The following is a 23550-nucleotide window of genomic DNA, read 5'->3' as shown; positions in this document are numbered from 1 at the left end:
TAACTGATTGCAGTTTATGGGCTTTCGAAGCAGATTTAGCAAAATTTTGGGCCAAAATGCTTCAGCAGCCATGGCCTCTTTTTCCAAACCGGCGCAAGGCATTTTTGCATTGACCAACTCTTTATGAATTAATAAATGGCTGGTTAACAGTAATCATGTTTCTTTCACGAATAAAATATTCAACAGCAAACGTTTGTCCATTCCTATTACTGAAAAGGATTACGGGTTGGGGTGGTACTTTCGTCTCCCGTATTTTCCCTCCCTCATATGATTCTGATTGCCGACGGCGGCTCGACCAAGTGCAGCTGGTGCCTACTTGATGACGCGCACACCCGCGTGTATTTCAACACCGAAGGGTACAACCCCGATTTTATGGACACAGCTGCTATTGTAGCGTCGCTGAACCAGAACATGCCTGACACGCTGCCGCACGAACAGGTGCGCGACGTATATTTCTACGGCGCCGGCGTGTCGTCGGCACAGAAGGCCGAGGTGATTGCAGCGGCGCTGCGGCAGGTGTTTCCGCAAACCCGGGCCCACGTGACGGAAGACCTGTTGGCCGCAGCCCGCGCGTTGTTAGGCAAGAAGCCAGGATTCGCTGCCATTCTGGGTACGGGTACCAACTCGTGCATTTTCGACGGCGAGAAAATCACCTACAACGTCGACTCGCTGGGCTATTTCTTGGGCGATGAGGGTTCGGGTTCCTACTTCGGCAAGCGCCTGCTGCGCGACTACCTGCGCGGCCTGCTGCCCGACGGCCTGCAGGAAGCCCTGCGCGAGGAGTATAACCTGGGCTCGCGCAACGACATTCTCGACCGCCTCTACAACCAGCCGCTGCCCAACCGCTTTTTGGCCAGCTTCGCCAAGTTTGCCTACGACCACAACAACGTGAGCTACTGCCGCGACATCGTGCTCGAAGGCTTCGAAACCTTCTTCCAGAACCTGGTGCTGCATTACCCACGCTACCAGGAGTACACCTTCAACTGCGTGGGTTCGGTGGGCTACAACTTTCGCGACGTGCTGACGCAGGTAGCCCGTACCCACGGCATGGAAGTCGGCAAAATTATCCGCTCCCCTATCGATGATTTGGTGACGTACCACGAGCAGAATCCGTAGCCCTTCGGCTTCGCCTTTAAGCCCAACAAAAAGCCCCGCCGGATATTTCCGACGGGGCTTTTTACATACAGAGGGTATTCTTACTCGACTACCAGACGTTGCGTTTGCTGGAGGTTGCCGGCACGAAGCTGGACGATGTAGACCCCGGCAGCCAGCGAGCCCAAAGGCAGCTCGCGGGAGTGCGAACCTACAGTTTCTTGGGTGGCGGGCAGCGTGAGTACGGCCTGGCCGAGCACGTTGCGCACGGTGAGGGCCACGGCAGTGGCGGTGGGCAACTCATAGCGCAGCGTGGTGCTACCCTGGGCGGGGTTCGGCGCGGCCGTGAGGCGTAGGATGCTGGCCGCCTGCTCGGCGCGGGTTGGCAGCAACACCGCCTTCTGAATGCGGCGGCTGGTGTAGACGGCGAACTCGCCGGGCGCCAGGCTAATAGTCGTGTTCACGTTGGCAACGGTGATGCTGTCGCCGCTGAGGTAGTTGTACCACTTGCCGGTACGCTGGAAGGCCGGGTCGATGGTGGTAGCCGTCACGTCGAAGTTGCCAATGATGGTGACGCTGGTGGTGGCGTTGGCCAGGTGGATAGACTTGGCGGCGCCAGCCAGCTGCTGGGTGTAAGTGGTAGGGTTTTCGAACACGGGCTCAACCTTCTTGAGCGCGATGAGGGCGCGGTATGTTTCGTACAGCTTGCGGCGGTTGGCATCCTGGTAGTAGTTCCACAGAATGGGCTTGTTGCCGACGCGGCCGTTCTGGTCGATGCTGATGTCGTAGCCCAGCTCGCCGAACTGCCATACCATTTTGGGGCCGGGCACGGTGAAGAAGAACGCAGCAGCCAGCTCCTGACGGGCCAGGGCCGTGGCCAGGTTCTTGGTGCTGTAGCTACCCGAAGCGTTGCCGTAAGTTAGGTTTTTGAACATCAGGCGCTCCTCGTCGTGGCTTTCCATGTAGGTCACCAGGTTTGGGTTCAGCCAGTTGCGGTTTTTGTAGTAGCCCCAGCTGAAGTCCGACGTGCTCACGTAGCCCATGGTGGCTTCGTTGTAGTTGTGGTTCAGGTTGCCCCACAGCATCATCCCGTAATCGGCCAGCACCTTCTCCTCGGAGTTATCAGCGAAGTGCTCCAGAATGCAGTACACGTTGGTATCGACGCTCTTCATGAAGTCGTAGTAATCCTTCCAGATGTCGATACGCGACTGGTCGTAATTGCCCCAGGCGCCCACATTGGTGGGGTTGTTGCGCTGCGTAAAGCCCTTGGAAAGGTCGAAGCGGTAGCCATCGATGTGGTACTCCTGCAGCCAGAACTCCATCACCCGCTTCGAGAAGTATTTCGTGTAAGCACTTTCGTGGTTGAAGTCGTAGCCCACGTTGAACGGGTGGGTGGCATCCACATTGAACCAGGGGCTGTTGGCGGCCGGCTTGCCCGTAGCCCCGTCGAAGTAAAGCTGCACCATCGGCGACTGCCCAAACGAGTGGTTCAGCACCATATCGAGAACTACAGCAATGCCGCGGCGGTGGCACTCGTCGACAAGGCGCTTCAGCTGGTCTTTGGTGCCGTAGTATTTGTCGGGAGCGAAGTAGAACGAGGGGTTGTAGCCCCAGCTTTCGTTGCCCTCAAACTCGTTGATGGGCATCAGTTCTATGGCGTTGATGCCCAAGCGCTGGATGTAGTTGAGCGTGTCGCGCAGGGTCTGGTAGTCGTGGCGGGCAATGAAATCGCGCAGGTGCAACTCATACACCACCATGTCGGCGCGGCTGGGGCGCTGGAAGCTGTTGGCCGTCCACACATAAGGCGTCTGGCCGGTTTGCAGCACCGACACGATGCCCGTGGTTTTGCCCGTGGGGTAAGGCTTCAGGTTGGGGTAGGTAACGGCCGGGATGAACGAGTCGCTGTTGGGGTCGAGGATTTTCTCGCAGTAGGGGTCGGCCACGCGCAGGTTGCCATCCACCAGGTACTGGTAGGCGTATTCGCGGCCGGGGGTCAGGCCGTTCAGCTGTATCCAGAAGCGGGTGCCGTCGGCCGTGCGGTTCATGTAGCCGGCGTTGTCGGCCTGCCAGTTGTTGAACTCGCCGAGCACGTACGCAAACTCCTTGTTGGGGGCCGTGATGTTAAAAATCACCGACGTGCCACCGGCCAGGTAGGTGACGCCATCCTTGGCGCCAGCGGGCAGCGCAGCCGTAGTTACGGCGGGGCGCACCACAAACACCAGCGAATCGACGGCCGACGAAGCGCCCGAAGTAGCGATGAAGCGCACTACGTTGCGGCCCGCCTGTGCCGCCGTTACCGTGGTGCTCAGCGTCGTAGCATTAGCCTGCTGAGCCACCTGCGTGCCGTTCAGGGTGAAGGTGAGCGTAGCAGCGGCCGAAGACGTGCCGGTAATCGAAATCTGGCTGTTGGCATTCACAAACAGCGGGTTGCCACTGTTATTTACGGGGCTGGTGATGCGGGCCGACAGGCCGGGCTGGGTGGCATCGACGAAGATGTCGCCGCCGCCGGTGGCGCGTCCCACAATGCTGCCGCTGGCATTCTTGAAAATCATGCCCAGGCGCAGCAGCGTTTCGGCGGCCGGAATGGGGTAGTAAGTGCGCGGCGTGAAGGTGATGCGGTAAATGTTCGGGTTGCTGGCGTCGCGGGTCATCAGGGCGCTGGGGTCGGCCGTGCTGAAACTGGGGCTGTGCACGTTGCGCCAGTTGGTGTTGCTGGTGCTCAGGTTGGTGACGGTGCCGGTCCAGATGTATACGTCGCCGGTGAAGTCCTTGAGCGCGGCGTTGCCCTGCGTGGCGTCGTAGGTAATGGTGACCGGGGTGGTGTCGGTGAAGAACACCGGCGAGGTCGTCACCTGCGCCTGGGCCAGGTTGGCGAAGGCCAGCAGCGTTAGCAGCAGGCCGGTAATGCGTCGAAATATTTGCATTGGTTGGCGGGAAGTGGGAATGGATTGGGTTGAAAATGAGAAGCGTAATGGAGTCCTAGAAGTTCGCCTGAAAGACCTGCGAAAACGTTTGCCAAGGAATTATTTTATTGTTTTCGTCAGTAAACCAAGTCGCAAGATACACGCTGGCGGCCAGCCTGCCGTGCCCGGCGCCGTACCTTTGGCCGATATTTTACCAGCATGACGCGACGGGGCAGGTTTAGAAAATGGAGGGAGCAAAGCGCTGTGGCAATGGTGATGGGCGGAGCGTGGTCACTGCCGTTCATCGCCCCGGCCCAAACGGCAGGCGCACCCGTTGCAGCGGCCGCTACAACTGCGGCGCCAGCTTCCGCTTTTTCTGCGACACCCGCCCCGGCCTTATCCCCGGCGCCCGTCGACTCGGCCGCACGTAGTCGGCGGCGCCTGCGCCTGCTGGTGGGCGGTACTGCTTTTAGTTACGGCGTGATTTACACCGGCCTCACCACTTCCTGGTACACCGGCGAACGCACCTCCCTGCATTGGTTCAACGACTTGCCCGAGTGGCAGCAGCTCGATAAGTACGGGCATTTCTGGGGCTCGTTTCAGGAAAGCCGGGGGGCAGTCGACATGCTGCGCTGGGCCGGCCTGAGCGAGAAAAAGGCCATCTGGTACGGCGCATTTGTGGGTTTTGTGGTGCAAAGCCCGATTGAGATTCTTGACGGGTTTGACCCGGCCTACGGCGCCTCGGCCACCGATTTGGCCGCCAACTTCCTGGGCTCGGCGGGGCTGCTGGCCCAGCAGCTGGCCTGGCACGACGTGCGCATCATGCCCAAATGGTCGTTCCACCTCACCAGCTATGCCAAGCAGCGCCCCAACGTGCTGGGCCGCACCGTACCCGAACGGTGGCTGAAAGACTACAACGGCCAAACCTACTGGCTGTGCACCGATGTGGGCGCCTTCCTGAAACCCGGCAACCGCTGGCCGCGCTGGCTGCAGCCGGCCATCGGCTACGGCGGGCACGACATGGTGTACAACGACGACGGCACCAACGCCGCGGCCGGCCTGCGCCCCTATCGGCAATTCTACCTGTCCGTCGATGTGGACCTGCGCCGCATTCCGACCCGCAGCGTGCTGCTGAAACGGGTGTTTTATACGCTCAGCATTTTCCACCTGCCCGCGCCGGCGTTGGAGTACAACCCACGCAACGGTTTCGGCTTCCACGGGCTCTATTACTAGGGGAAAAGCAGCGCACAATTCCGGCACTTAGCCGCGCCGCGCCTTGCGAACGTACTTTTGATGAATCCGTCCGGGCACGGCCGCAGTTTCGTATTTCCCCGATACCCGCGCCGCCCGGCGCAAACCAGCAGTATTATGAACGTAGGAGATAGAGTCCGGCTGTTGACCGGCACCGAAGAAGGCATCGTTACCCGCTTGCTCGACAGTGAGTTGGTAGAGGTTGCCATTGATAATGACTTTACCATTCCGGTGCTGCGGCGCGAAGTAGTGGTGGTCGCCCACGAAGAAGGCAAGAACTTCGACCGCGCCGCGCCCGACTATGGCCCCGGCCAGACGCCCGGCAAAAACGCCAACGCCAGCAAAAAAGATAAGAGCAAGCGGCCAGGCCAGTCGGCGGGCCCACCCCGGCCCCCGCAGCCTTCGTTGCAGCAGGCCCTGGCGGCCGTGGCGTCGAGCGGCGCGGGCGTGGCTAAACCAGCCGGCAGCAGCGGCCCCGGGGCCGGTGGCAAGCAGCCCGCGGCGGCCAAAGGGTTGTTTCTGGCTTTGGTGCATCAGTCGCCCGAGCTGCTGGGCGTCACGCTCATCAACAACACTGAGGCTGACGTGCTCTTCACCTATGGCGAGGAAACCAGCGCCCGCCCCTACCGCGCCCTGGCCGCCGACAAGCTCGGCCCCAAAGCCAGCACCAAGCCCCTCTCCTTCCTACACCTGAAGGATTTTGAAACCTGGCCCGCCGCGGTATTTCAATTGCTGCCCACCAAGCTGAACGGCGACGCGGCCTACGAGCTGCTCACCAAGCGGCAGGCGTTCAAAGCCAGCACGTTCTACGGCAGCCAGAAGCCCGCGCCGGTAATTGGCAAGGATGCGTACCTATTTCAGCTCGACGAGAAGGCCGCCGCCGCCATCGCGCCGGAGAAACTCGCCGAAGAAGCCGCTGCTCCTGTTCCCACGGCTCCGGCCAAGCCAGCGGGCGTAGATGCCGCGGCCCTCAAGGCCCAGCTCTCGGGCGATGCGCCGGCCAAACCAGCCGCCGTTGTTGCAGCCGCGGCGCCAGCCAAACCGGCCGCACCCATTGTGGCCCCGCCGCACGAAGTGGACCTGCACCTCGAAGCCCTGCGCCCCGACAATAAGGAGGAGGAACTGAGCAACACCGCCATTCTGCGCCTGCAGCTCGACGCCTTCGAGGACACGCTCAGCCGCGCCCTGGCCACCAACATGCACGAAATCGTGTTCATCCACGGCATGGGCAACGGCGTGCTGCGCAAGGAAATCCACCGCCAGCTGAGCCGCAACAAGGACATCAAGTTCTTCGAGGATGCGCGCAAGGAGAAGTTTGGCTTCGGCGCCACGCTGGTGCGGCTGAAGTAGCCTGCGCACCTTGGTGGCGATTCGCCCCGCACCCTTCACCGACAAAAAGCACCCATCTGGCCTCTGTGGCTGGATGGGTGCTTTTTTATGCCAAATAGCGGTAGCCTAGACAGTATATTTGTAATCCTATAAATTCGTTCTATTTTCTCACGACTCACTCCATGACCAAACTCTACTTTGCGGCCGCTTTGTTGCTGGCAGCCCCGGCGGTAGCCCAGGACCTCACCAACGCCGGTAGCAGCATTACGGTGCAGCCCGGGGCCACGCTCTACGTGGGAACGGGCGGCCTGGCCAACCAGGCCGGTGGCACCCTCACCAACCAGGGCACCCTGCGCGTCGACGGCCCCCTCACCAACCCCGGCACCCTGGACCTGGGCGCCGGCGGGCTGGAAGTGAAAGGCGACTTCGCCAACACCGGCACCCTGGTAACCGGCACCAGCCCGGTAACCTTCTCCGGCGCGGCCGACCAGCTGCTCACGCCCGGCGGGGCCACGCTCTACCAGCTGCTGCTGAACAAGCCCACGGCCGGGGCCAACACCCTGCGCCTGGCCGGCGACCTGACCGTGAGCAACGCCCTCACGCTCACCAACGGCCTGGTGAACACCAAAAACGGCGGCACGGTCTACACCCTGCTCCTGCCCAACGGGGCCACCCTGAGCGGCGAGGCGGCGGGCCGCTACGTACTCGGCGCGCTGCAAATCACGCGCAACGCCGTGAGCGGGGCGCCCGTCGACTTCGGCCACGGGGCCGTGCTCGACCCCACCACCAACAACCTGGGCACGGTGGCCATCACCCGCGTGGCCGGTCTGCAAACCGCCGATGTGAGCTTCGGGCAGAATTTGAACAACGCCGGCCTCAAAGGCATCGACCGCATCTGGACCGTGGCCCCGGCCACGCAGCCCGCCGCCAATGCCCCCGTGCAGCTCACCCTGAGCTGGCTGCCTGACAATGATAACGGCCTGACTGACTTTTCGCAGGCCCGCATCTACGAGCAAACGGCCGGCGGCCAGCCCTGGGCCGTGCGCAGCCCCGCGGCCAACGCCAGCGGCCGCAGCATCACGGGCAGCTTTGCCTCGCTGGGCCGCTTCACGGTGAGCAACGCGGCCAACCCGCTGCCCGTGACGCTGATTGACTTCACAGCCCGCGCCGAAGGGCCGGCTGCGGTGCGCCTGGCCTGGGCCACGGCCTCGGAGCTGAACAACGCCGGCTTCATCGTGGAGCGCAGCCTCGACGCCCGCACCTTCGTCGCCGTCGGCACGGTGGCCGGGGCAGGCACCAGCACTGCCCACCACGACTACGCCCTACTCGATGGCAAGCTGCCGGCCGGGGCCATGGTGCTCTACTACCGCCTGCGCCAGACCGACCTGGGCGGCGACGTGCATTACTCGCCCGTGCGCACGGTGGCCCTCGCGCCGCTGGCGGCCGGCTTTGCGGTGTACCCCACGCGGGTGGCGATTGGGCAGGCCGCTACTTACCTCTACACCGGCCCGGCGGTGGCCGGCACGTTGGAAATCCTGAACGTCATCGGGCAGGTACTCGGGACCGTGAACCTGGACGGGCGCGCCACCGGCGCGGTACCGCTGGCTGGGCTAGCCACCGGCGCCTACTTCCTGCGCTACACCGGCCCGGCCGGCCGCTTCACCACCCGCTGCGTGGTGGAATAAGCGCCTGCGGGTGCGGTCTCGTTTCGCTTAATACTTCTCATTAGTTCTTGTTGATGAAATATAACCTTACCCCTTTCCGCCACGCGCTGCTGGCGGCTTTGCTGGCCACCGCCGGGCAGTCGGCCCGGGCCCAGAACGTGGGCGTGGGCACCACCGCCCCTGATGCCTCGGCGGCCCTCGACATTGTGGCGACCAACAAGGGCGCGCTGCTACCCCGCGTGGCCAGCACCGGCAGCGTGCCCAGCCCGGCCACCGGCCTGATTGTGTTCCAGACCGGGGCCCCGGCCGGCTACTACTACAACGCCGGCACGTCTGGTGCTCCCAGCTGGCAGCAGATTGCCACGGCCAGCGGTGCGGCCGTCACGGCCAGCAACGGCCTGACAAAAACCGGTCAGAACGTGGCGCTGGGCGGCACGCTCACCGGGGCTACCATCATTGCTACTGGCGGTAACGTGCTGGCCATCAGCGGCACGGGCAAGGTGGGCATCGGCACGAGCAGCCCGGCCGGGCAGTTTGAGGTGTTCAGCCCCAGCACGGCCTTCAACGGCCCCGACCAGACACAGCTCGACCAGAGCAGCAACTTCGGGGTGACCGACAACTACTACCAAACCTTTACGGCGGGCCTGACTGGCACCTTACAAAGAATTGATACCTACGGGGCGGGCCTGTCCGGTGGGTCGGTGAACGTGACGGCGGAGCTGTTTGCGGGCACCACGCCCACCGGCACCCCGCTCGGCACCCTGGCCGTCACCTTGCCAGCTTACGTGAATAACTCCCCGTTCGTGGCGACGGCCCTCACGTTTGCGCCGGCCCCGGCCATGACGGCCGGCCAGGTCTACTGCCTGCGCCTGACGCGCACCGGGGGGGCCACCTACCTGCTGCCCGCCCTCTGCCCCAACAACTGTTACGCCGGCGGGGCCATGAGCACCAGTTCCGGCTGGGATGCCACCTTCCAGACCTTCATTAGTGTGCCCGGCACTCCCGCCCAAACGGCGCTGCTGGTGCAGGGCGGCAGCGTGGGCGTGGGTACCACTACGCCCACCCAGAAGCTGGAAGTAGCCGGCACGGTGTACTCCACAAGCGGCGGCTTCAAGTTTCCCGACGGGACCACCCAGACCACGGCCGCGGCGGCTGCTAACCTGACGGGCGACGTGACCAGCATTGGGGCGGCAACGACTTACGCCAACGTGGTGCCCGCCACCAAAGGCGGCGCGGGCACGGTCAGCGGCATCCTGAAGGCCAACGGCGCGGGCACCGTGTCGGCCGCTACGGCCGGCACCGATTACTTGACGCCCACCGGCAGCGCGGCCGGCCTGACCAACTTCCCGACCCTGAACCAGAACACGACCGGCAACGCCGCCACGGCCACTAACACCACCGGCAACGCGGCCACGGTAACCACCAACGCCAACCTGACCGGCGACATCACCAGCGTGGGCAACGCCACGACCTACGCCACCAACGTGCCCAACGCCAAAGGCGGGGCCGGCACCATCACCGGCCTGCTCAAGGCCACCAGCGGCACCGTAGCGGCCGCCGTGGCCGGCACCGACTACGCCGCCGCCACGGGCAGCGCGGCCTACATCCAGAACCAGAGCGCGGCCGACCAAGCCGCCGACTTTCGCATTAGCGGCAGCGGCTACGTGGGTGGCAGTATGGGCATCGGCACCACCGCCCCCATCCAGAAACTGGAAGTGGCCCTGGGTGGGGTGCGAGCGGGTTCCTTCACGCCTTTCACCGCCGTATCGGCCACCAACCAAGGGGCCCACTTGCAGTGGAACCGCACCGGCAACAACGGCGAAACCTGGCTGATTAACCACATGGGCAACGGCACCGCCGACGCCGGCATCCGCTTCGCCGGCATCACCACCAGCACCGGCACTACCCCCACCGAGTGGGCCCGCTTCCTCAACAACGGCAACTTCGGCATCGGCACCACGGCCCCGGGCCAAAAGCTGGAAGTAGCGGGCCAGGTGTTCAGCAACACCGGCGGCTTCCGCTTCCCCGACAACACCGTGCAGACCACGGCGGCCACCAGCGCCGCCCTGATTACGGCCAGCAACGGCCTGACCCGCACCAGCAACGACATCCGCCTCGGCGGCACGCTCACCCAGGCCACCAGTGTGGCCAACGCCGGCTTTGCGCTGAACGTGACCGGCACGGGCAGCACCAGCTTTGGCGGCAGCGTGGGCATCGGCACCACCGCGCCCATCCAGAAGCTGGAAGTGGAAACGGGCGGCATCCGGGCTGCGGGCAACGGGGCCTTCACCGCCGTATCGGCCACCAACCAAGGCGCTCACCTGCAGTGGAACCGCTCCGGCGGCGAGGGCGAAACCTCGTTGATTAATCACCTGGGCACGGGTACGGCCAACGCCGGTATCCGCTTCGCCGGCATCACCACCAGCACCGGCACCGTGCCCACCGAGTGGGCCCGCTTCAACAACGCCGGTAACTTCGGCATCGGTACCACCACCCCCACTTCCACGCTGGCCGTGAACGGTTCGGTCAGCATGCCTTTCGTAACGGCCAACGCCGACTTGACCCTGACCAACGCCCACTACACGGTGCGCCGCATCGGGGGCTGCAACACCATCACCCTGCCCAACCCCAACACCTGCACGGGCCGCCTTTACGTCATCATCAGCTCGGTTGGCAGCGGCACCCTGAACCTGGCCGTGACCGGTAATACAGGCGGTACTTCTCCCGGCATCTACGACGACGTGCCCGGTGCCTACCTCACCACGCTGCCCACCAACTCCCGCATCACCGTTCAGTCGAACGGCTTCGATTGGATTGTCCTCACCAAGAACTAGGAACTGCTTGTTCCGGCACCCGGCACAGCACCAACCGGGCGCCCCACCCGCGCGCAGGCCCGCCAGTAATCTGCCTGTTTCTGCTTGAAAGCGAAAGCCCCCGGCCCTGTGGTCCTTGTCCTTACCCAAAACGGCGGTCGTTGCTCCGGTCCGACCGCCCTAGGCGGTCCGCGGTTGTTGGCGGGACAAAATCGGGGGTTCTTCAACCGGTCGGACCGCCTAGGGCGGTCGGACCGGCCCGGTCAAGTGCCGCCAGCAGGCAGGCAAAGCGTTTTGGGTAAGTACAAGCCCGTGTGGTCGGGGGCTTTTTGGGTGCCGGGCTGCCGGTACTGTTGCGGTTGGCGGCCGCTCTCTTTTTCCCGTGGCCCGGTGGGCGGCGGGCGTACATTTTGTTTGGTTGTATATGATGAACTTCTTCCCCCGCTGGGGCCGCGCGCTGCTGCTGCTGGCCCTGCCTTTCGCCGCCCAGGCCCAGAACGTGGGCATTGGCACCACCGCTCCCACCCAACCGCTTGACGTGAACGGCAACCTGCGCGTGCGCGGCCTGAGCGGCACCGACACCCGCCTGCTACAAGTGGACGCGGCCGGTAACCTGAGCCCGGCCGCCACACTCTACCCCGCCGCGGGCACCGCCGCCGGCCCCCTCACCCCGGCCCCGGCCAGTACCACCACCGGCCTGAACAACCCTCTGGTGGCCGTGAGCGGCTCGCTGGCCGTGGTGCTGAACCGCAACGCGGGCACCCTGAGCCTCTACGATATGAGCAACCCCAGTGCCCCGGCGCTGCGCGGCACCGCCACGGGCATTACCAACGGGGTGGAGGTGGCCGTGAGCGGCACCACCGCCGCCGTGCTCTGCAACGACACCCACGCCAACGGCATCGGCCTCACCAAGCTCTACGCCCTGGGCAGTGGCGCGCCCACCCTGGTGAACACCCTCACGCCCCCGGCCGCCCTCTCGGCCACCAACGGCGGCATTGCGATGACCGGCACCCGCCTCTACGCGGTCTACGACCGGGGCGGCAGCAGCGGGTATGTCTACATATACGACCTGGCCACGCCAGCCGCGGCCACACTGCTGGGCACCGGCAATTCGGGCTGCTTCACCCCGCAGGCCGTGGCGACGGCCGGCACCCTGGTCGCCGTCAGCAGCCAGTACGGCGGCGTGGCGGTGCTCGACGTGAGCAACCCCGCCGCGCCCGTTGTGACGGGCAGCACCGGCTGCCCGGCCTACAACGGCGGCTTCGACGTACCGGTGGCCCTGACGACCACCACGCTGTGCCTGCTCAGCATCCCCAACAACTCGCTGCTGACCTACACGCTGTCGGCGGCCGGAGTGCCCACCCTGCGCCACACCTACGCCACCGGCGCTACCCCCGTGAGCGTGGCCCTGAGCGGCAACCTGGCCTACGTGGCCAGCCGGGGCAGCAATTCCTTGCAGGTCATCGACGTGAGCGGGGCCAGCGCCGTGCTGCGCGGCACGGCCGCCCTCGACGCCAGCGCCAACAACCTGGCGTTGGGCAACAACCTGCTGCTGGCCGCCAACGGCAGCCCCGCCAACGACCTGCAAGCTTTCGTGCTCAACGGCCCGCGCAGCGTGACCGTGGCCCCGGACGGCACCATCGGCACGACGGCCCTGCCCACCTCCGCCGACTACGTGCAGAACCAGCCCGCCACCACGCAATCCGGCGGCTTCAACCTGAGCAACAGCGGTTACCTGGGCAGCCGCCTGGGCATCGGCACCACGGCGCCCGTAACCCGGCTCGACGCGCGCAACACCGGCGGGTCGGCGTTTCCAGCCACCACCGGCGCGGCGCAGAGCACCGGCCACTTCGCCCGCTTTGCCGACGGCTCCGGGATGGTGCTGGACCTGGGCGGCAACGGCGGCAGCGGCGCCTGGCTGCAAAGCACCAACGTGGGCGGCCTGGGCACGAACTACCCGCTGCTGCTCAACCCCAACGGCGGCAACGTCGGCATCAACACCGGCACCACCAACGCGGGCCGCTCCCTCGACATTGGCTCGCTGAGCTCGCCCCGGCCGGCGCTGCTACGCCTGGGCGCCGGCAACGGCAGCGGCGTGGGCCGGCAATGGGAACTGGGGGTGCAGGTGAACCTTGGCAACCTGGCCGACATCACCGGCGAAAACTACGACTTTGTGCTGCGCGACGCCACCGGCGGCAATACCCGACTGCTGGTGGAGTATACCACCGGCAACGTGGGCATCGGCACCAGCAGCCCCACCCAACCCCTCGACGTGAACGGCACCGTGCGCCTGGGCACGGCCACCGCGCCGGGCCAGGTGTTCACGCCTACCACCGGCGCCCACAACCTGCTGGCCGTGGCCTACGGACAGGTGGGCCTGGGCGCGGTGGTCGTGTCCACGTCGGGCAACTACACGGTGGCGGCCAGCGGCGCGGGCGTGTACACCGTCACCTTTCCGGCCAGCAGCGGCCTGAGCGCGGTGAACTTCGACGCCAACCCGGTCACGGTGTCCATCTATGGCACGAGCCCCGGCGTGGCCACCTTCACCGGCGGGGCGGGCTTTATCACCGTTCGCACGTTCACCCTCGGCGGGGTGCCGGCCGACTTTCCCTTCACCTTCACCGCTTTTGCGCCCTGAGGCGCCGGGTAGTTGCCACCTTATCTGGTTGTACGGCTTAGTAATGCCAGGCGGTTAGGTGGTCGGCCGGGCGCACCAATTGCCCCGCCACCGCCCAGGCCCGCAAGTAGCAGCCCGCGCCCAGCGTATCTGAGGAAGCCCCCGGCCGGTTGGTCGGGGGCTTTTTGGTAGACGCCCGGGACTATCCTGCTCCCCTATGAGGCAGCGGCGGCCAGCTGGCGGTCCCGGTTTGCCGCCGGGAGGTCCCTTTTTCAAACCGGAAACTCCCGGCGGGGAAAAGGGACCTCCCTTTTTTCAACCGGGAGGTCCCACTTCCGAAAAAGGACTTCCCTTTTCAGAAGTGGGACCTCCCGGTTGGTGGCCCGGAGGCTACCGCTGGAAACCGGGAGCTTCCCTTCCGAAACCGGGAGCTCCCAGTGGCAATGGAGGGCAGTCCGGCTTGTCACGGGAGAGGCCTGCCGTGTGGCAGAGTCTGTCAAACAGGGAATTCAGTGTAGTCTATATACTATTTGCTTGCGCCGGGCGTTGGCCGATTTCCTTGCCACACTGGCACTTACTTTTTCATCCTTTTCACCCGTTTTACCATGCCTACTGATTGGTATCCTTCCCGCGAGGCTGACCGCCGCCTGTTCCTCCAGAACTTCGTCGACAACATGGCCGACGCCACCACCCTGCTCAAGCAGCCCGCTGCCACCTATGCGGTCGCTACCACAGCCGCCCAGGCTGAGCTGGATCTGTTTGGCCTGCGCGATGCGGCCCAAAAGGCCCTCGATACGGCCCAAAGCAAGCTCATTGAGCAGGAACTGCTGACCTCGGCCGCCGTGCGGGCCAGCGTGAAGCAAATCAAGAACACGATGAACGTGCCCCAGGAAGTGCTCGACCTGCTGGAAGTGAACCCCGCCGCCGGCAAGGCCACCGACCGGGTGGCCGCCGAAGCGCCCACGCTCAAGGTGAAGATGGACGGCATTCACCCCAGCATTGGCGGCCTGAAAAACGGCTTCGACGCGGTGGAAATATGGTGCTGCCGCACCGGCGAAAAGGAGTTTACCCGCCTGGCCACCGTCACGCACCTGCCCTACTTCGACAACCGCCCCAACGGGGAGCCTGCCGTAGCCGAGCAGCGCGACTACTACGCCTACTACCTGAAGAAAAACGTGGTGGCTGGCGCGCAAAGCGCCACCTACACCCTGCTGGTGCCCGGCGGGGCGCACGCCTAAGCCGGCCCGCCGCCTCCATTCGCCGAACCAAGGCGGCTGTGGGCAGACAGTTGACCTTCCCAAAGGGCCCGTACTACCAGTACGGGCCCTTTGCGTACTGCCTGGCAGTATGGAACAATTTCGGGATTAGGCGCTACTGCCACGCCGCCATAAAGCCATGTGCGTCGGGGTGCTGGCCGGCTTGCCAGGTTAGGCAGGATGACGGGCGGCAAGTTGCCTGACGTTCCTTTGCCTTCCCTATCCCTTCTTGCCTATCCCCTATCTCCTCCTTTCCATGTACGACCTCATCGGCGACATTCATGGCCACGCGGCCGAGCTGCGGCAGCTACTAACGAAGCTCGATTACGCCCCCGATGCCCACGGCACGTACCGCCACCCCGCCGGCAGGCAGGTAATTTTTGTGGGGGATTTTATCGACCGCGGCCCGGCCATTCGCGAAACGCTGCAACTTGTGCGCGGCATGGTGGATGGCGGCGCGGCCCGGGCCGTGATGGGCAACCACGAGTACAACGCCCTTTCCTTCTGGACCTTTCACCCCGATGGTGGGCACCTGCGGCCCCACCTGCCGCACCACATCCTCCAGCACCTCGAAACCATTCGTGCCTTCAGCAGCAAAGAGCTTTTTAACGAATGGCTCGACTACCTCGCGTGGTTCATGCGGCTGCCGCTGTTTCTGGAGCTGCCGGGTCTGCGCGTGGTGCATGCCTGCTGGGACGCCCGCTACATTGCCCAGCTACGCGAGTGGCTGCCCAACGACCGCCTGACGCCGGAGTTTCTGCTGCGAGCCAGCCGCCAGGGTTCGGCCGAGATAGATGCCGTAGAAATCACCCTCAAAGGCCACGAAACCGACCTGCCCGGCGACCACCACTTCTTCGATAAAGACGGCCACCGCCGCACCAAGATGCGCACCGCCTGGTGGCGCGACCCGGCCGCCGCCACCTACAACGACTACTACCTGGAGCCCATCGAAGCCTTGGCCGGCCAGCCTGTGGATGTGGCCGCCCTGCCCAGCGCCAGCTACTACCAGGATGAGACGCCCGTTTTCTTCGGCCACTACTGGCTGCGCGGCGAGCCCCAGCTCCTCACACCGCACTCCGTGTGCCTCGACTACAGCGTGGCCAAGGGCGGCGAGCTGGTAGCCTACCGCTGGCACGGCGAACAGACGCTCACGCCCAGCGGACTGGTGCGGGTGTAGTTGATTAAGGAGTGTTGGGTTGAATCAGAACGTCATGCCGAGCGTAGCCGAGGCCTCGCGTGGGGTAGTAAACCATTCAATTGAGTTGCTACCCCACGCGAGATGCCTCGGCTACGCTCGGCATGACGTTCTTTTGTAGCTCTTCCTTATTCACGCGGCTTCTTCTGCTTCCCTCCTCCATGCGTTTTCTCCCCCTTGCCCTGCTGCTGCTGGCCGCGCCCGCCCTGGCCCAGAGCCCGCTGCCGCTGCCTCGCAACTTCCAGCCGTTGTTTGAGAAAGGCACCCGCGCTGCCACCGGCGCGCCCGGCCCCAACTACTGGCAGAACACCGCCGACTACGACCTCAAGGTCAGCTTCGACCCCGCCACCCGCCGCGTGGCTGGCACGGTCGATATCAAGTACGTCAATAACAGCCCCGATGCGCTGCCGCAAATCTGGTTCAAGCTCTACCCCAACCTCTACCAGAAGGGCGCGCCCCGCAGCCGCACCATTGCCCCCGAAGACGTGAGCGCGGGCGTGAGCATCTCGGCGCTGAGCATCAACGGCGAGAACTTCGACGTGAAGAAGCTGCCTGTACAGGCCACCAACCTGCCGGTGAAGCTCGCCCAGCCACTCGCCGCCCACCAAACGGCCACCGTGCGCGTGGCCTACAATTACATCCTGAACAAAGGCTCGCACCAGCGCACCGGCGAAGTGGAGCCGGGCGCTGATTTCGTGGCCTACTTCTTCCCGCGCATCGCCGTGTACGACGACCTCGACGGCTGGAACAAGCTGCCCTACACCGGCGACGCAGAGTTTTACAACGACTTCGCCAACTTTAAAGCCGCCATCACCGTGCCGAAGGATTTTGTGGTGTGGGCCACCGGCGACCTCACTAACGCCACCCAGGTGCTGGCCCCCAAATACGCCCAGCGCCTGGCCGCCGCCGAGCAGAAGGACGCCGTTTTCTTCATCATCACCCCGGAGGAAGCCAAGCAGCGCGGCATCACCGCCGTCAATGCTCAGAATACCTGGCGCTTCGAGGCAAAGAATGTGACGGACTTCGTGTTTGCCACCGCCGACCACTACGTCTGGCAGAGCACCAGCCTGGTCGTGGACCCCGCCACCAAGCGCCGCACCCGCGTCGACGCCGTGTACAGCCCCAAGCATAAGGATTACGAGGAAGTCATCCAGTTCGCCCGCAAAACGGTGGAGGCCATGAGCTACACCTTCCCGCGCTGGCCCTACCCCTACGCCCACGAAACCGTGTTCGACGGCCTCGACCAGATGGAGTACCCGATGATGGTGAACGACAACCCCACCGACACCCGCGACGACGCCATCACGCTCACCGACCACGAAATCTTCCACACGATGTTCCCCTTCTACATGGGCATCAACGAAACCAAATACGGTTGGATGGACGAAGGCTGGGCCACCATCGGCGAGTGGGTGATTTCGAGCATCATCGAGCCCAAGCTGGACGACGACTACGGCATCGCCCGCTACGCCCAGTTTGCTGATACCGAGCAGGACGCGCCCATCGTCACGCTCACCACCCAGATGAGCGGCATCCCGTCCTTCCTCAACTCCTATCCCAAACCCGGCCTGGGCTACCTCTACGTGCGCGACCTGCTCGGCGACGAGCTGTTCACCAAGGCCCTGCACACCTACATCCGCAACTGGAACGGCAAGCACCCGCTGCCGCCCGACTTCTTCAACAGCATGAACACGGGAGCGGGCCGCAACCTGAACTGGTTCTGGCAGCGCTGGTTTTTCGAGGACGGGTACCCCGACCTGGCCATCGCCCGTGTCGAAAAAACCAGCCCCGGCTACGACATTCTCATCGAAGCCCACGGCCGCAAGCCCGTCCCCGTCGACCTCACCCTGACCTTCGCCGATAACACCACCCAGAAGCTCCACCGCAGCATCAGCGTCTGGGAATCGGGCGAAACGGCCGTTACGGTACCCGTGGTCAGCAAACAGCCCATCCGGCGCATCACCCTGGGCAGCACCTTAGTGCCCGACAGCTACCCGAAGGATAATGTGTGGGAAGGGAAGTAGAATATGCGTGTCGATACGATAAATTTGAATATGTTTACGTAGCTGCATTCACTTGCTCCTCACCGCTTAGCCCATAGCAACTGCCCCGTGCCCTTACTATCGCATGAACTTCTTAAATCCCTTTCCACATCTTCCTTCATGAAAGCTTTTTTCCGTTCTTTATTTTTAGGGGCACTTTTGGGTGCTTCGGGTTTTATTTCGGCCTGCGACAGCAAGTCTGATGTCTTCCCTACCGTCACTTCGCCACAGACTGGCACCCTATACGGGCAAGCGCTACCCGCCTTTGCAGCGGCATCCGTTACCGCCAGGTCGTATTCAACTGGTCAGGAAATAACCGTAGTGCCAGCAGCAAATGGCGACTATTACTTTAAAGACATCACCGTTGGCAAATGGAGTATCAACATTTCGCCCGCACCGGGCTACAGTTGGCTATCTCCTATGGATGGCTATGCGAAAGCTGGTCGTACTGAGTTTATAGGGACTTCTATTTACGAACCCAACATTACTCCAGGAGGGTGGTGGTCGATAGATGGCAAATACCATGGATTCTGCATACCACTCACCAACTATCAATCTAATGTATTGTCCTTCTCGTACTCTTCAGCCGGCGCAAATATGTCGATAGTCTTGTCCGGAATCGACAATTCTCCAATGGCCTTTCCCCTGGGTAGTGCCAATGGTTCATCCTCCATTACCTTCAGCCTAACCAGTCCGCAAGGTGTGGTCCAACAATGGACGACCGTTGGAGGCAGTGGCACCGTGTCAGTTTCAGTGTACGGGACGAACCCTCGACGGGTGTCTGGCTCGTTCACCTGCCAAGCCGTACCAGCTAATAGCGCAACCGTTGCTCCTAAGCAAATTACGGGTATTTTTAAAAACGTTGACATCTATTAACCTACCACAAGCGCGCTTAGCCGACAGGAGGCACGAAAAACAACTCTCGACTCCTTTTCGAAGCGTACCTTTGCCCGCAGTGATGGGTCGCCTCACCGCGGCGCTTTCGAGCGACGAGGAAAGTCCGGGCAACGCAGAGCACCTTGCTTCCTAACGGGAAGGACTGGCGAGTATAATGCGAACCAGGACAGCTAGTGCCACAGAAAATTACCGCCTACGTCGCCTTCGGGTGGCCGGTAAGGGTGAAAAGGTGCGGTAAGAGCGCACCAGCGGGCGGGTGACCGTTCCGGCTGGGTAAACCTCAGGGGTTGAAAGACCAAATAAGCTGGTACGCCGGCGCGGCTTCGGCCGCATCGGCTCCGGGCGGCTCGTCCGGCGCCAGCGGGTAGGTTGATGGAGCCTTTCGGCAACGACTGGCCTAGATAAATGGTGAGGCAGGGGCTTCGGCCCCGGACAAAACCCGGCTTACAGACCCATCACCCCACATAAAAAGGCCACTCCCGCGCGGAAGTGGCCTTTTTATGTTTTGAACTGTAATCTAAACCGTCATGCCGAGCGCAGCCGAGGCATCTCGCGTGCAATAGTAAATCCAATCGTAATAATTAGTGGCGGCACGCGAGATGCCTCGGCTGCGCTTGGCATGCGTTGACTCTGTTTCTATTTCTTATTCGCGGCCCGCACGGCCTTCACCTCGCCCACCGTCACCGCGCTGGCCTTGTTGCCAAACGAGTTGCGCACGTAGGTGAGCACCGCCGCAATCTGCGCATCGGTGAGCGTCGCCTGGGCGGGCATCACGCCACGGTACTGCTCGCCGTTGATGTCGACACCCTGCAGGCCGTTGAGCAGCACCGTGGTGAGGCGGACTTTATCACCCAGGACGTAGTCGGTTTTCGCCAACGGCGGGTTCATGCCATCCACGCCCAGGCCGTCGGCCATGTGGCAGGTAAGGCAATTCTGGGCATACACCGATTTCCCCGAAGCCAACAGCGCGGCCGATACGCCAGCAACAGCTTTCTTGGCAGGGGCTTTGGCGGTCGGCTTCTTTTGTGCCAGCGCCGGGTTGGCAGCCAAGGCCAGCACCGACAACATTACAATTAACTTCTTCACGAACAGGCCTTATTTCTTGGTGTAGATGATGCGGTAGATAGTGCCGGCTTTGTCGTCGCTCACGTAGAGCGAGCCGTCGGGCCCCTGGGCCAGGCCGCAGGGCTTGTGGTCGGCGCGGCCGGCAGCGGCTTTGGCGGGGGTGCCGGCAAAGTTGTCGGCAAATACTTCCCACTCGCCGGCGGGCTTGCCATTTTTGAAGGGCTGGAACACCACGTAATACCCTTTCTGGGGCTCGGGGGCACGGTTCCAGGAGCCGTGGAAGGCGATGAACGCGCCGTTGCGGTATTTCTCGGGGAACATAGTGCCGGTGTAGAACAGCAGCCCGTCGGGGGCGGTGTGGGCGGGGTACGCAGCGGCGGGCTCCAGGTATTTGGGGTCGGCGAGTTTCTTGCCGTCGCCGCCGTACTCGGGGGGCAGCATCTTCTGCTTCTTTTGGCCGTCGTAGTACAGGTAGGGCCAGCCGGCGTTGGCGCCTTTGGTGAGGGCATACATGCACTCGGCGGGCAGCTCAGCCGACTGCTTGTCGTCGTAGAGGGCCGGGAAGTTGTCGTGCAGTTGGTCGCGGCCGTGTTGCATCACGAAGAGTTGGTTGTTCTGTGGGTTCCAGTCGAGGCCCACCACGTTGCGCAGGCCGGTGGCGTAGCGGGTGCCGCTGCCGTAGGTCTGGCCCGTTTTATCGGCCCGGAACTGCCAGATGCCGCCCGCCGAATCCAGCACCGGGCAGTTCTGCACGCCCAGCGAGCCCCGCTGCCGGTCCTTCACCTGGCAGGCGTTGGAATAGGCCCCGATGTTGACGTAGAGGTTGCCCGCGTTGTCGAGCACGATGGATTTGCTCTCGTGCTGGTGGCGGTTAATCAGGCCCGTCACGATTTTCTCGGGCTGCGCGGGGTTGGTTACCTCCCCTTTCGCATCGAGCTTGTAGCGAAATACTTCTTCATCCGAAGAAGCGTACAGGAAGCCGTCCTTGGCATAAATGCCCGTGCCGCCGTAGCTGCCGAAGCCCGTTGGGGCAGCCGTGGCCTTGCCGTTGGCAGCCGGGTGCAGCGCCAGAATGCCCTTGCCATTTTTCGCGGCATTCAGCTTCACATAAATGGTGCCCTGGGGCGTGACGGCGATGTGCCGGGCTTTGCCACCGGTTTCGGCCACCACCAGCGCGCCGAAGCCAGCGGGCAACTTCAGGCCGGCGTTGTTGGGGTCGGCGGCCAGCGCAGGCTTGCTGACGAGAGAGTAGAGGCCGAAGCTGCCGGCCAGGGCCGCCACGAGCAGCAGCGGGCGGGTTAGGGTATGGGTCATGCGGGAAATTAGGATTGGATTGGAGCGAGTTGTGGAACGAGGTAGAGACGCATATTTGCGTCTCTTCGTTGAACGAAATGTCGAAGGCGCCGGAGATGAATGATGGCTGCTAAGCGAATTGCGCAGACGACGAGACGCAAATATGCGTCTCTACTTCGTTCATTGCCTTGCTTAAACTCCTAGCGCCGCTTTTCGTTACCTTCGCGCCTCTCTGTTCGCATCCATTCCCGTTCCCGCATCCATGCCCCGCATTCTCATCATCGACGACGAAAAAGCCATCCGCAATACGCTGAAGGAGATTCTGGAATTTGAAAACTACACCGTCGACCAGGCCGAAGACGGCCCCGCCGGCCTCGACCTGCTCATCCAGCAGAAGTACGACGTGGTGCTCTGCGACATCCGCATGCCCAAGATGGACGGCCTCGAAGTCCTCACCCGCGCCCAGGCCATGGGCACCGACGCGGCCTTCATCATGGTATCGGCCCACGGCAACATCGAAACCGCCGTCGATGCCACCAAAAAAGGCGCCTACGATTTCCTCTCCAAGCCCCCGGACCTGAACCGCCTGCTCGTGACGGTGCGCAACGCCCTCGACCGCACCAAGCTGGTAACCGAAACCAAGACGCTGAAAAAGAAGCTTTCCGTCACGAAAGGCTCGGAAATGGTGGGCCAGTCGGCCGCCCTCGGCGCCGTGCGCAAAGCCATCGAAAAAGTGGCTCCCACCGATGCCCGTGTGCTCATCACCGGCCCCAACGGCGCCGGCAAGGAAATGGTGGCCCGCCAGCTGCACGAACTCAGCAACCGCGCTCAGGGCCCAATGGTGGAAGTGAACTGTGCCGCCATTCCATCGGAGCTGATTGAAAGCGAATTGTTCGGCCACGAAAAAGGCTCCTTCACTTCGGCGGTGAAGCAGCGCATCGGCAAGTTCGAGCAGGCCGACGGCGGCACGCTGTTCCTGGACGAAATCGGCGACATGAGCCTTTCGGCCCAGGCCAAAGTGCTGCGGGCATTACAGGAGAATAAAATCACCCGCGTAGGCGGCGAAAAGGAAATCTCGGTAAATGTGCGCGTACTCGCCGCCACCAATAAGGACCTGATGCAGGAAATCACCGACAAGAACTTCCGTGAAGACCTGTACCACCGCCTCTCGGTCATCCTCATCCAGGTGCCTGCTCTCAACGACCGCCGCGAAGACATCCCCGACCTGATTCAGAAGTTCCTCAACGATATCGCCGCCGACTACGGAAACAAACCCAAGAAAGTGGACCCCGCCGCCCTTGCTTACCTCAAAAGCCTCGACTGGCGCGGCAACATTCGTGAGTTGCGCAACGTGGTCGAGCGCCTCGTTATCATGAGCGACGACACCATTACGGAAGGCGACGCCAAGGCGTTTGCGGGGAAATAGGAAGCGTTTATTTCGCAATCAGTGTAAAATGAAAAAGCAGCGCCTGAATCAGCTGATTCAGGCGCTGCTTTTTTTAGCTAACCAAGTAACCGGTGGCAAAATTGATTTTAATCAACTTTATGAAAAATAGCTGCATCCCAGCATTCTTAGTCCTCTTTGGTTTAGCAAGCTGCTCCTCCATGAAGCCTGAAAGCTTCAGCAATGGCACTCCAACCCTGGACCCGGTCAAATTTTTCGGCGGCCATACGCATTCTACTGGCGTACTGGAATCTCGCAGCGGCAAGCCTTCTGAACGCATTACCACGCAAACCGCAGGGGTATATGCCAACGGCATTTTGAGCATGGAACAGGACCTGCATTCCGAAAACAGCAAGCCAACCCACCGCAACTTTAAATTAACAATCATTGATGCCCATCATGTCGATGCCACCGGCAGTGATGTCGAAGGCACTGCCCACGGAGAATTGTACGGCAACTATTTTACCTGGAGCTTTCGGCTAAAAGTTGCTGACAAGGGATTGGTTAAGCATGTTAACATGACGCAGTGCATGTACCTCATGCCTGATGGCAAGACGCTTATCATCTGGAGTATTATCCGAAAGCTAGGAATCGTTGTCACCGAAATAACGGAGCAGTTTCACAAAGACGACTAACATTGGGGGTAAATTCAGAATTCCAAAATGGCCATCTGCAGCAAACGCATGACG

General features: G+C 62.7%; 15 protein-coding genes and 1 other RNA gene. 13 read left to right on the top strand and 3 right to left on the bottom strand.

The window, feature by feature from the left end:
• Window positions 1-267: 267 nt before the first annotated feature.
• On the top strand, window positions 268-1116 hold the full coding sequence (locus ABD837_RS18585) for an N-acetylglucosamine kinase (RefSeq protein ID WP_345057477.1): 849 nt from the start codon (window positions 268-270) through the stop codon (window positions 1114-1116).
• Between the two features lie 80 nt (window positions 1117-1196).
• Here ABD837_RS18585 and ABD837_RS18580 read toward each other — a convergent pair whose 3' ends face one another.
• The gene (locus ABD837_RS18580; RefSeq protein ID WP_345057475.1) at window positions 1197-4016 is read right to left on the bottom strand and encodes a DUF4961 domain-containing protein; all 2820 of its coding nucleotides are present in this window, start codon (window positions 4014-4016) and stop codon (window positions 1197-1199) included.
• A 249-nt stretch (window positions 4017-4265) separates the two neighbouring features.
• Here ABD837_RS18580 and ABD837_RS18575 point away from each other — a divergent pair, with 249 nt between their 5' ends.
• The 10 genes from ABD837_RS18575 (at window position 4266) to rnpB (ending at window position 19522) form a co-directional block, all read left to right on the top strand.
• Complete coding sequence (locus ABD837_RS18575; protein ID WP_345057473.1) at window positions 4266-5228, top strand: DUF2279 domain-containing protein; 963 nt, start codon at window positions 4266-4268, stop codon at window positions 5226-5228.
• Between the two features lie 135 nt (window positions 5229-5363).
• The gene (locus ABD837_RS18570; protein WP_345057471.1) at window positions 5364-6596 is read left to right on the top strand and encodes a Smr/MutS family protein; all 1233 of its coding nucleotides are present in this window, start codon (window positions 5364-5366) and stop codon (window positions 6594-6596) included.
• Window positions 6597-6757: 161 nt separating this feature from the next.
• Entirely contained in the window at window positions 6758-8260 is a 1503-nt protein-coding gene (locus tag ABD837_RS18565; protein ID WP_345057469.1) for a hypothetical protein, read from the top strand.
• 53 nt (window positions 8261-8313) lie between these two features.
• Complete coding sequence (locus ABD837_RS18560) at window positions 8314-11073, top strand: beta strand repeat-containing protein (RefSeq protein ID WP_345057467.1); 2760 nt, start codon at window positions 8314-8316, stop codon at window positions 11071-11073.
• Window positions 11074-11476: 403 nt separating this feature from the next.
• Window positions 11477-13690, top strand: coding sequence for a hypothetical protein (locus tag ABD837_RS18555; protein ID WP_345057465.1), 2214 nt, complete (start codon window positions 11477-11479; stop codon window positions 13688-13690).
• 584 nt (window positions 13691-14274) lie between these two features.
• The gene (locus tag ABD837_RS18550; protein ID WP_345057463.1) at window positions 14275-14907 is read left to right on the top strand and encodes a hypothetical protein; all 633 of its coding nucleotides are present in this window, start codon (window positions 14275-14277) and stop codon (window positions 14905-14907) included.
• A gap of 274 nt (window positions 14908-15181) precedes the next feature.
• Window positions 15182-16102: a metallophosphoesterase gene (locus ABD837_RS18545; protein ID WP_345057461.1), complete on the top strand. Its 921-nt coding sequence runs from the start codon at window positions 15182-15184 to the stop codon at window positions 16100-16102.
• Between the two features lie 179 nt (window positions 16103-16281).
• On the top strand, window positions 16282-18144 hold the full coding sequence (locus tag ABD837_RS18540; protein ID WP_345057459.1) for a M1 family metallopeptidase: 1863 nt from the start codon (window positions 16282-16284) through the stop codon (window positions 18142-18144).
• A 138-nt stretch (window positions 18145-18282) separates the two neighbouring features.
• On the top strand, window positions 18283-19038 hold the full coding sequence (locus ABD837_RS18535; RefSeq protein ID WP_345057457.1) for a carboxypeptidase-like regulatory domain-containing protein: 756 nt from the start codon (window positions 18283-18285) through the stop codon (window positions 19036-19038).
• Window positions 19039-19117: 79 nt separating this feature from the next.
• Window positions 19118-19522, top strand: an RNA gene (gene rnpB, locus ABD837_RS18530) — RNase P RNA component class A.
• 173 nt (window positions 19523-19695) lie between these two features.
• Here the strand turns inward: rnpB and ABD837_RS18525 are convergent.
• Both ABD837_RS18525 and ABD837_RS18520 read right to left on the bottom strand, forming a co-directional pair.
• Window positions 19696-20145, bottom strand: a complete 450-nt coding sequence (locus tag ABD837_RS18525; RefSeq protein ID WP_345057455.1) for a c-type cytochrome — start codon at window positions 20143-20145, stop codon at window positions 19696-19698.
• 9 nt (window positions 20146-20154) lie between these two features.
• The gene (locus ABD837_RS18520; RefSeq protein WP_345057453.1) at window positions 20155-21438 is read right to left on the bottom strand and encodes a PQQ-dependent sugar dehydrogenase; all 1284 of its coding nucleotides are present in this window, start codon (window positions 21436-21438) and stop codon (window positions 20155-20157) included.
• Between the two features lie 241 nt (window positions 21439-21679).
• On the opposite strand from ABD837_RS18520, the gene ABD837_RS18515 reads away from it, so the two are divergent.
• On the top strand, window positions 21680-22843 hold the full coding sequence (locus tag ABD837_RS18515; protein WP_345057451.1) for a sigma-54-dependent transcriptional regulator: 1164 nt from the start codon (window positions 21680-21682) through the stop codon (window positions 22841-22843).
• Between the two features lie 119 nt (window positions 22844-22962).
• Window positions 22963-23496, top strand: coding sequence for a DUF3833 family protein (locus tag ABD837_RS18510; protein ID WP_345057449.1), 534 nt, complete (start codon window positions 22963-22965; stop codon window positions 23494-23496).
• The last annotated feature ends 54 nt before the right edge of the window (window positions 23497-23550 follow it).

The sequence above is a fragment of the Hymenobacter glaciei genome (genome assembly GCF_039539585.1).
Lineage (GTDB): Bacteria > Bacteroidota > Bacteroidia > Cytophagales > Hymenobacteraceae > Hymenobacter > Hymenobacter glaciei.
This window is presented reverse-complemented; position numbering and strand designations above follow the sequence as displayed.

Bases quoted from the DNA above. Each gene is read 5' to 3' on its own strand.
- ABD837_RS18580 (WP_345057475.1), bottom strand. From the start codon at position 4,016: ATGCAAATATTTCGACGCATTACCGGCCTGCTGCTAACGCTGCTGGCC.
- ABD837_RS18585 (WP_345057477.1), top strand. From the start codon at position 268: ATGATTCTGATTGCCGACGGCGGCTCGACCAAGTGCAGCTGGTGCCTA.
- ABD837_RS18515 (WP_345057451.1), top strand. From the start codon at position 21,680: ATGCCCCGCATTCTCATCATCGACGACGAAAAAGCCATCCGCAATACG.
- ABD837_RS18535 (WP_345057457.1), top strand. From the start codon at position 18,283: ATGAAAGCTTTTTTCCGTTCTTTATTTTTAGGGGCACTTTTGGGTGCT.
- ABD837_RS18545 (WP_345057461.1), top strand. From the start codon at position 15,182: ATGTACGACCTCATCGGCGACATTCATGGCCACGCGGCCGAGCTGCGG.
- ABD837_RS18555 (WP_345057465.1), top strand. From the start codon at position 11,477: ATGATGAACTTCTTCCCCCGCTGGGGCCGCGCGCTGCTGCTGCTGGCC.
- ABD837_RS18570 (WP_345057471.1), top strand. From the start codon at position 5,364: ATGAACGTAGGAGATAGAGTCCGGCTGTTGACCGGCACCGAAGAAGGC.
- ABD837_RS18540 (WP_345057459.1), top strand. From the start codon at position 16,282: ATGCGTTTTCTCCCCCTTGCCCTGCTGCTGCTGGCCGCGCCCGCCCTG.
- ABD837_RS18550 (WP_345057463.1), top strand. From the start codon at position 14,275: ATGCCTACTGATTGGTATCCTTCCCGCGAGGCTGACCGCCGCCTGTTC.
- ABD837_RS18520 (WP_345057453.1), bottom strand. From the start codon at position 21,438: ATGACCCATACCCTAACCCGCCCGCTGCTGCTCGTGGCGGCCCTGGCC.
- ABD837_RS18575 (WP_345057473.1), top strand. From the start codon at position 4,266: ATGGTGATGGGCGGAGCGTGGTCACTGCCGTTCATCGCCCCGGCCCAA.
- ABD837_RS18565 (WP_345057469.1), top strand. From the start codon at position 6,758: ATGACCAAACTCTACTTTGCGGCCGCTTTGTTGCTGGCAGCCCCGGCG.
- ABD837_RS18560 (WP_345057467.1), top strand. From the start codon at position 8,314: ATGAAATATAACCTTACCCCTTTCCGCCACGCGCTGCTGGCGGCTTTG.
- ABD837_RS18510 (WP_345057449.1), top strand. From the start codon at position 22,963: ATGAAAAATAGCTGCATCCCAGCATTCTTAGTCCTCTTTGGTTTAGCA.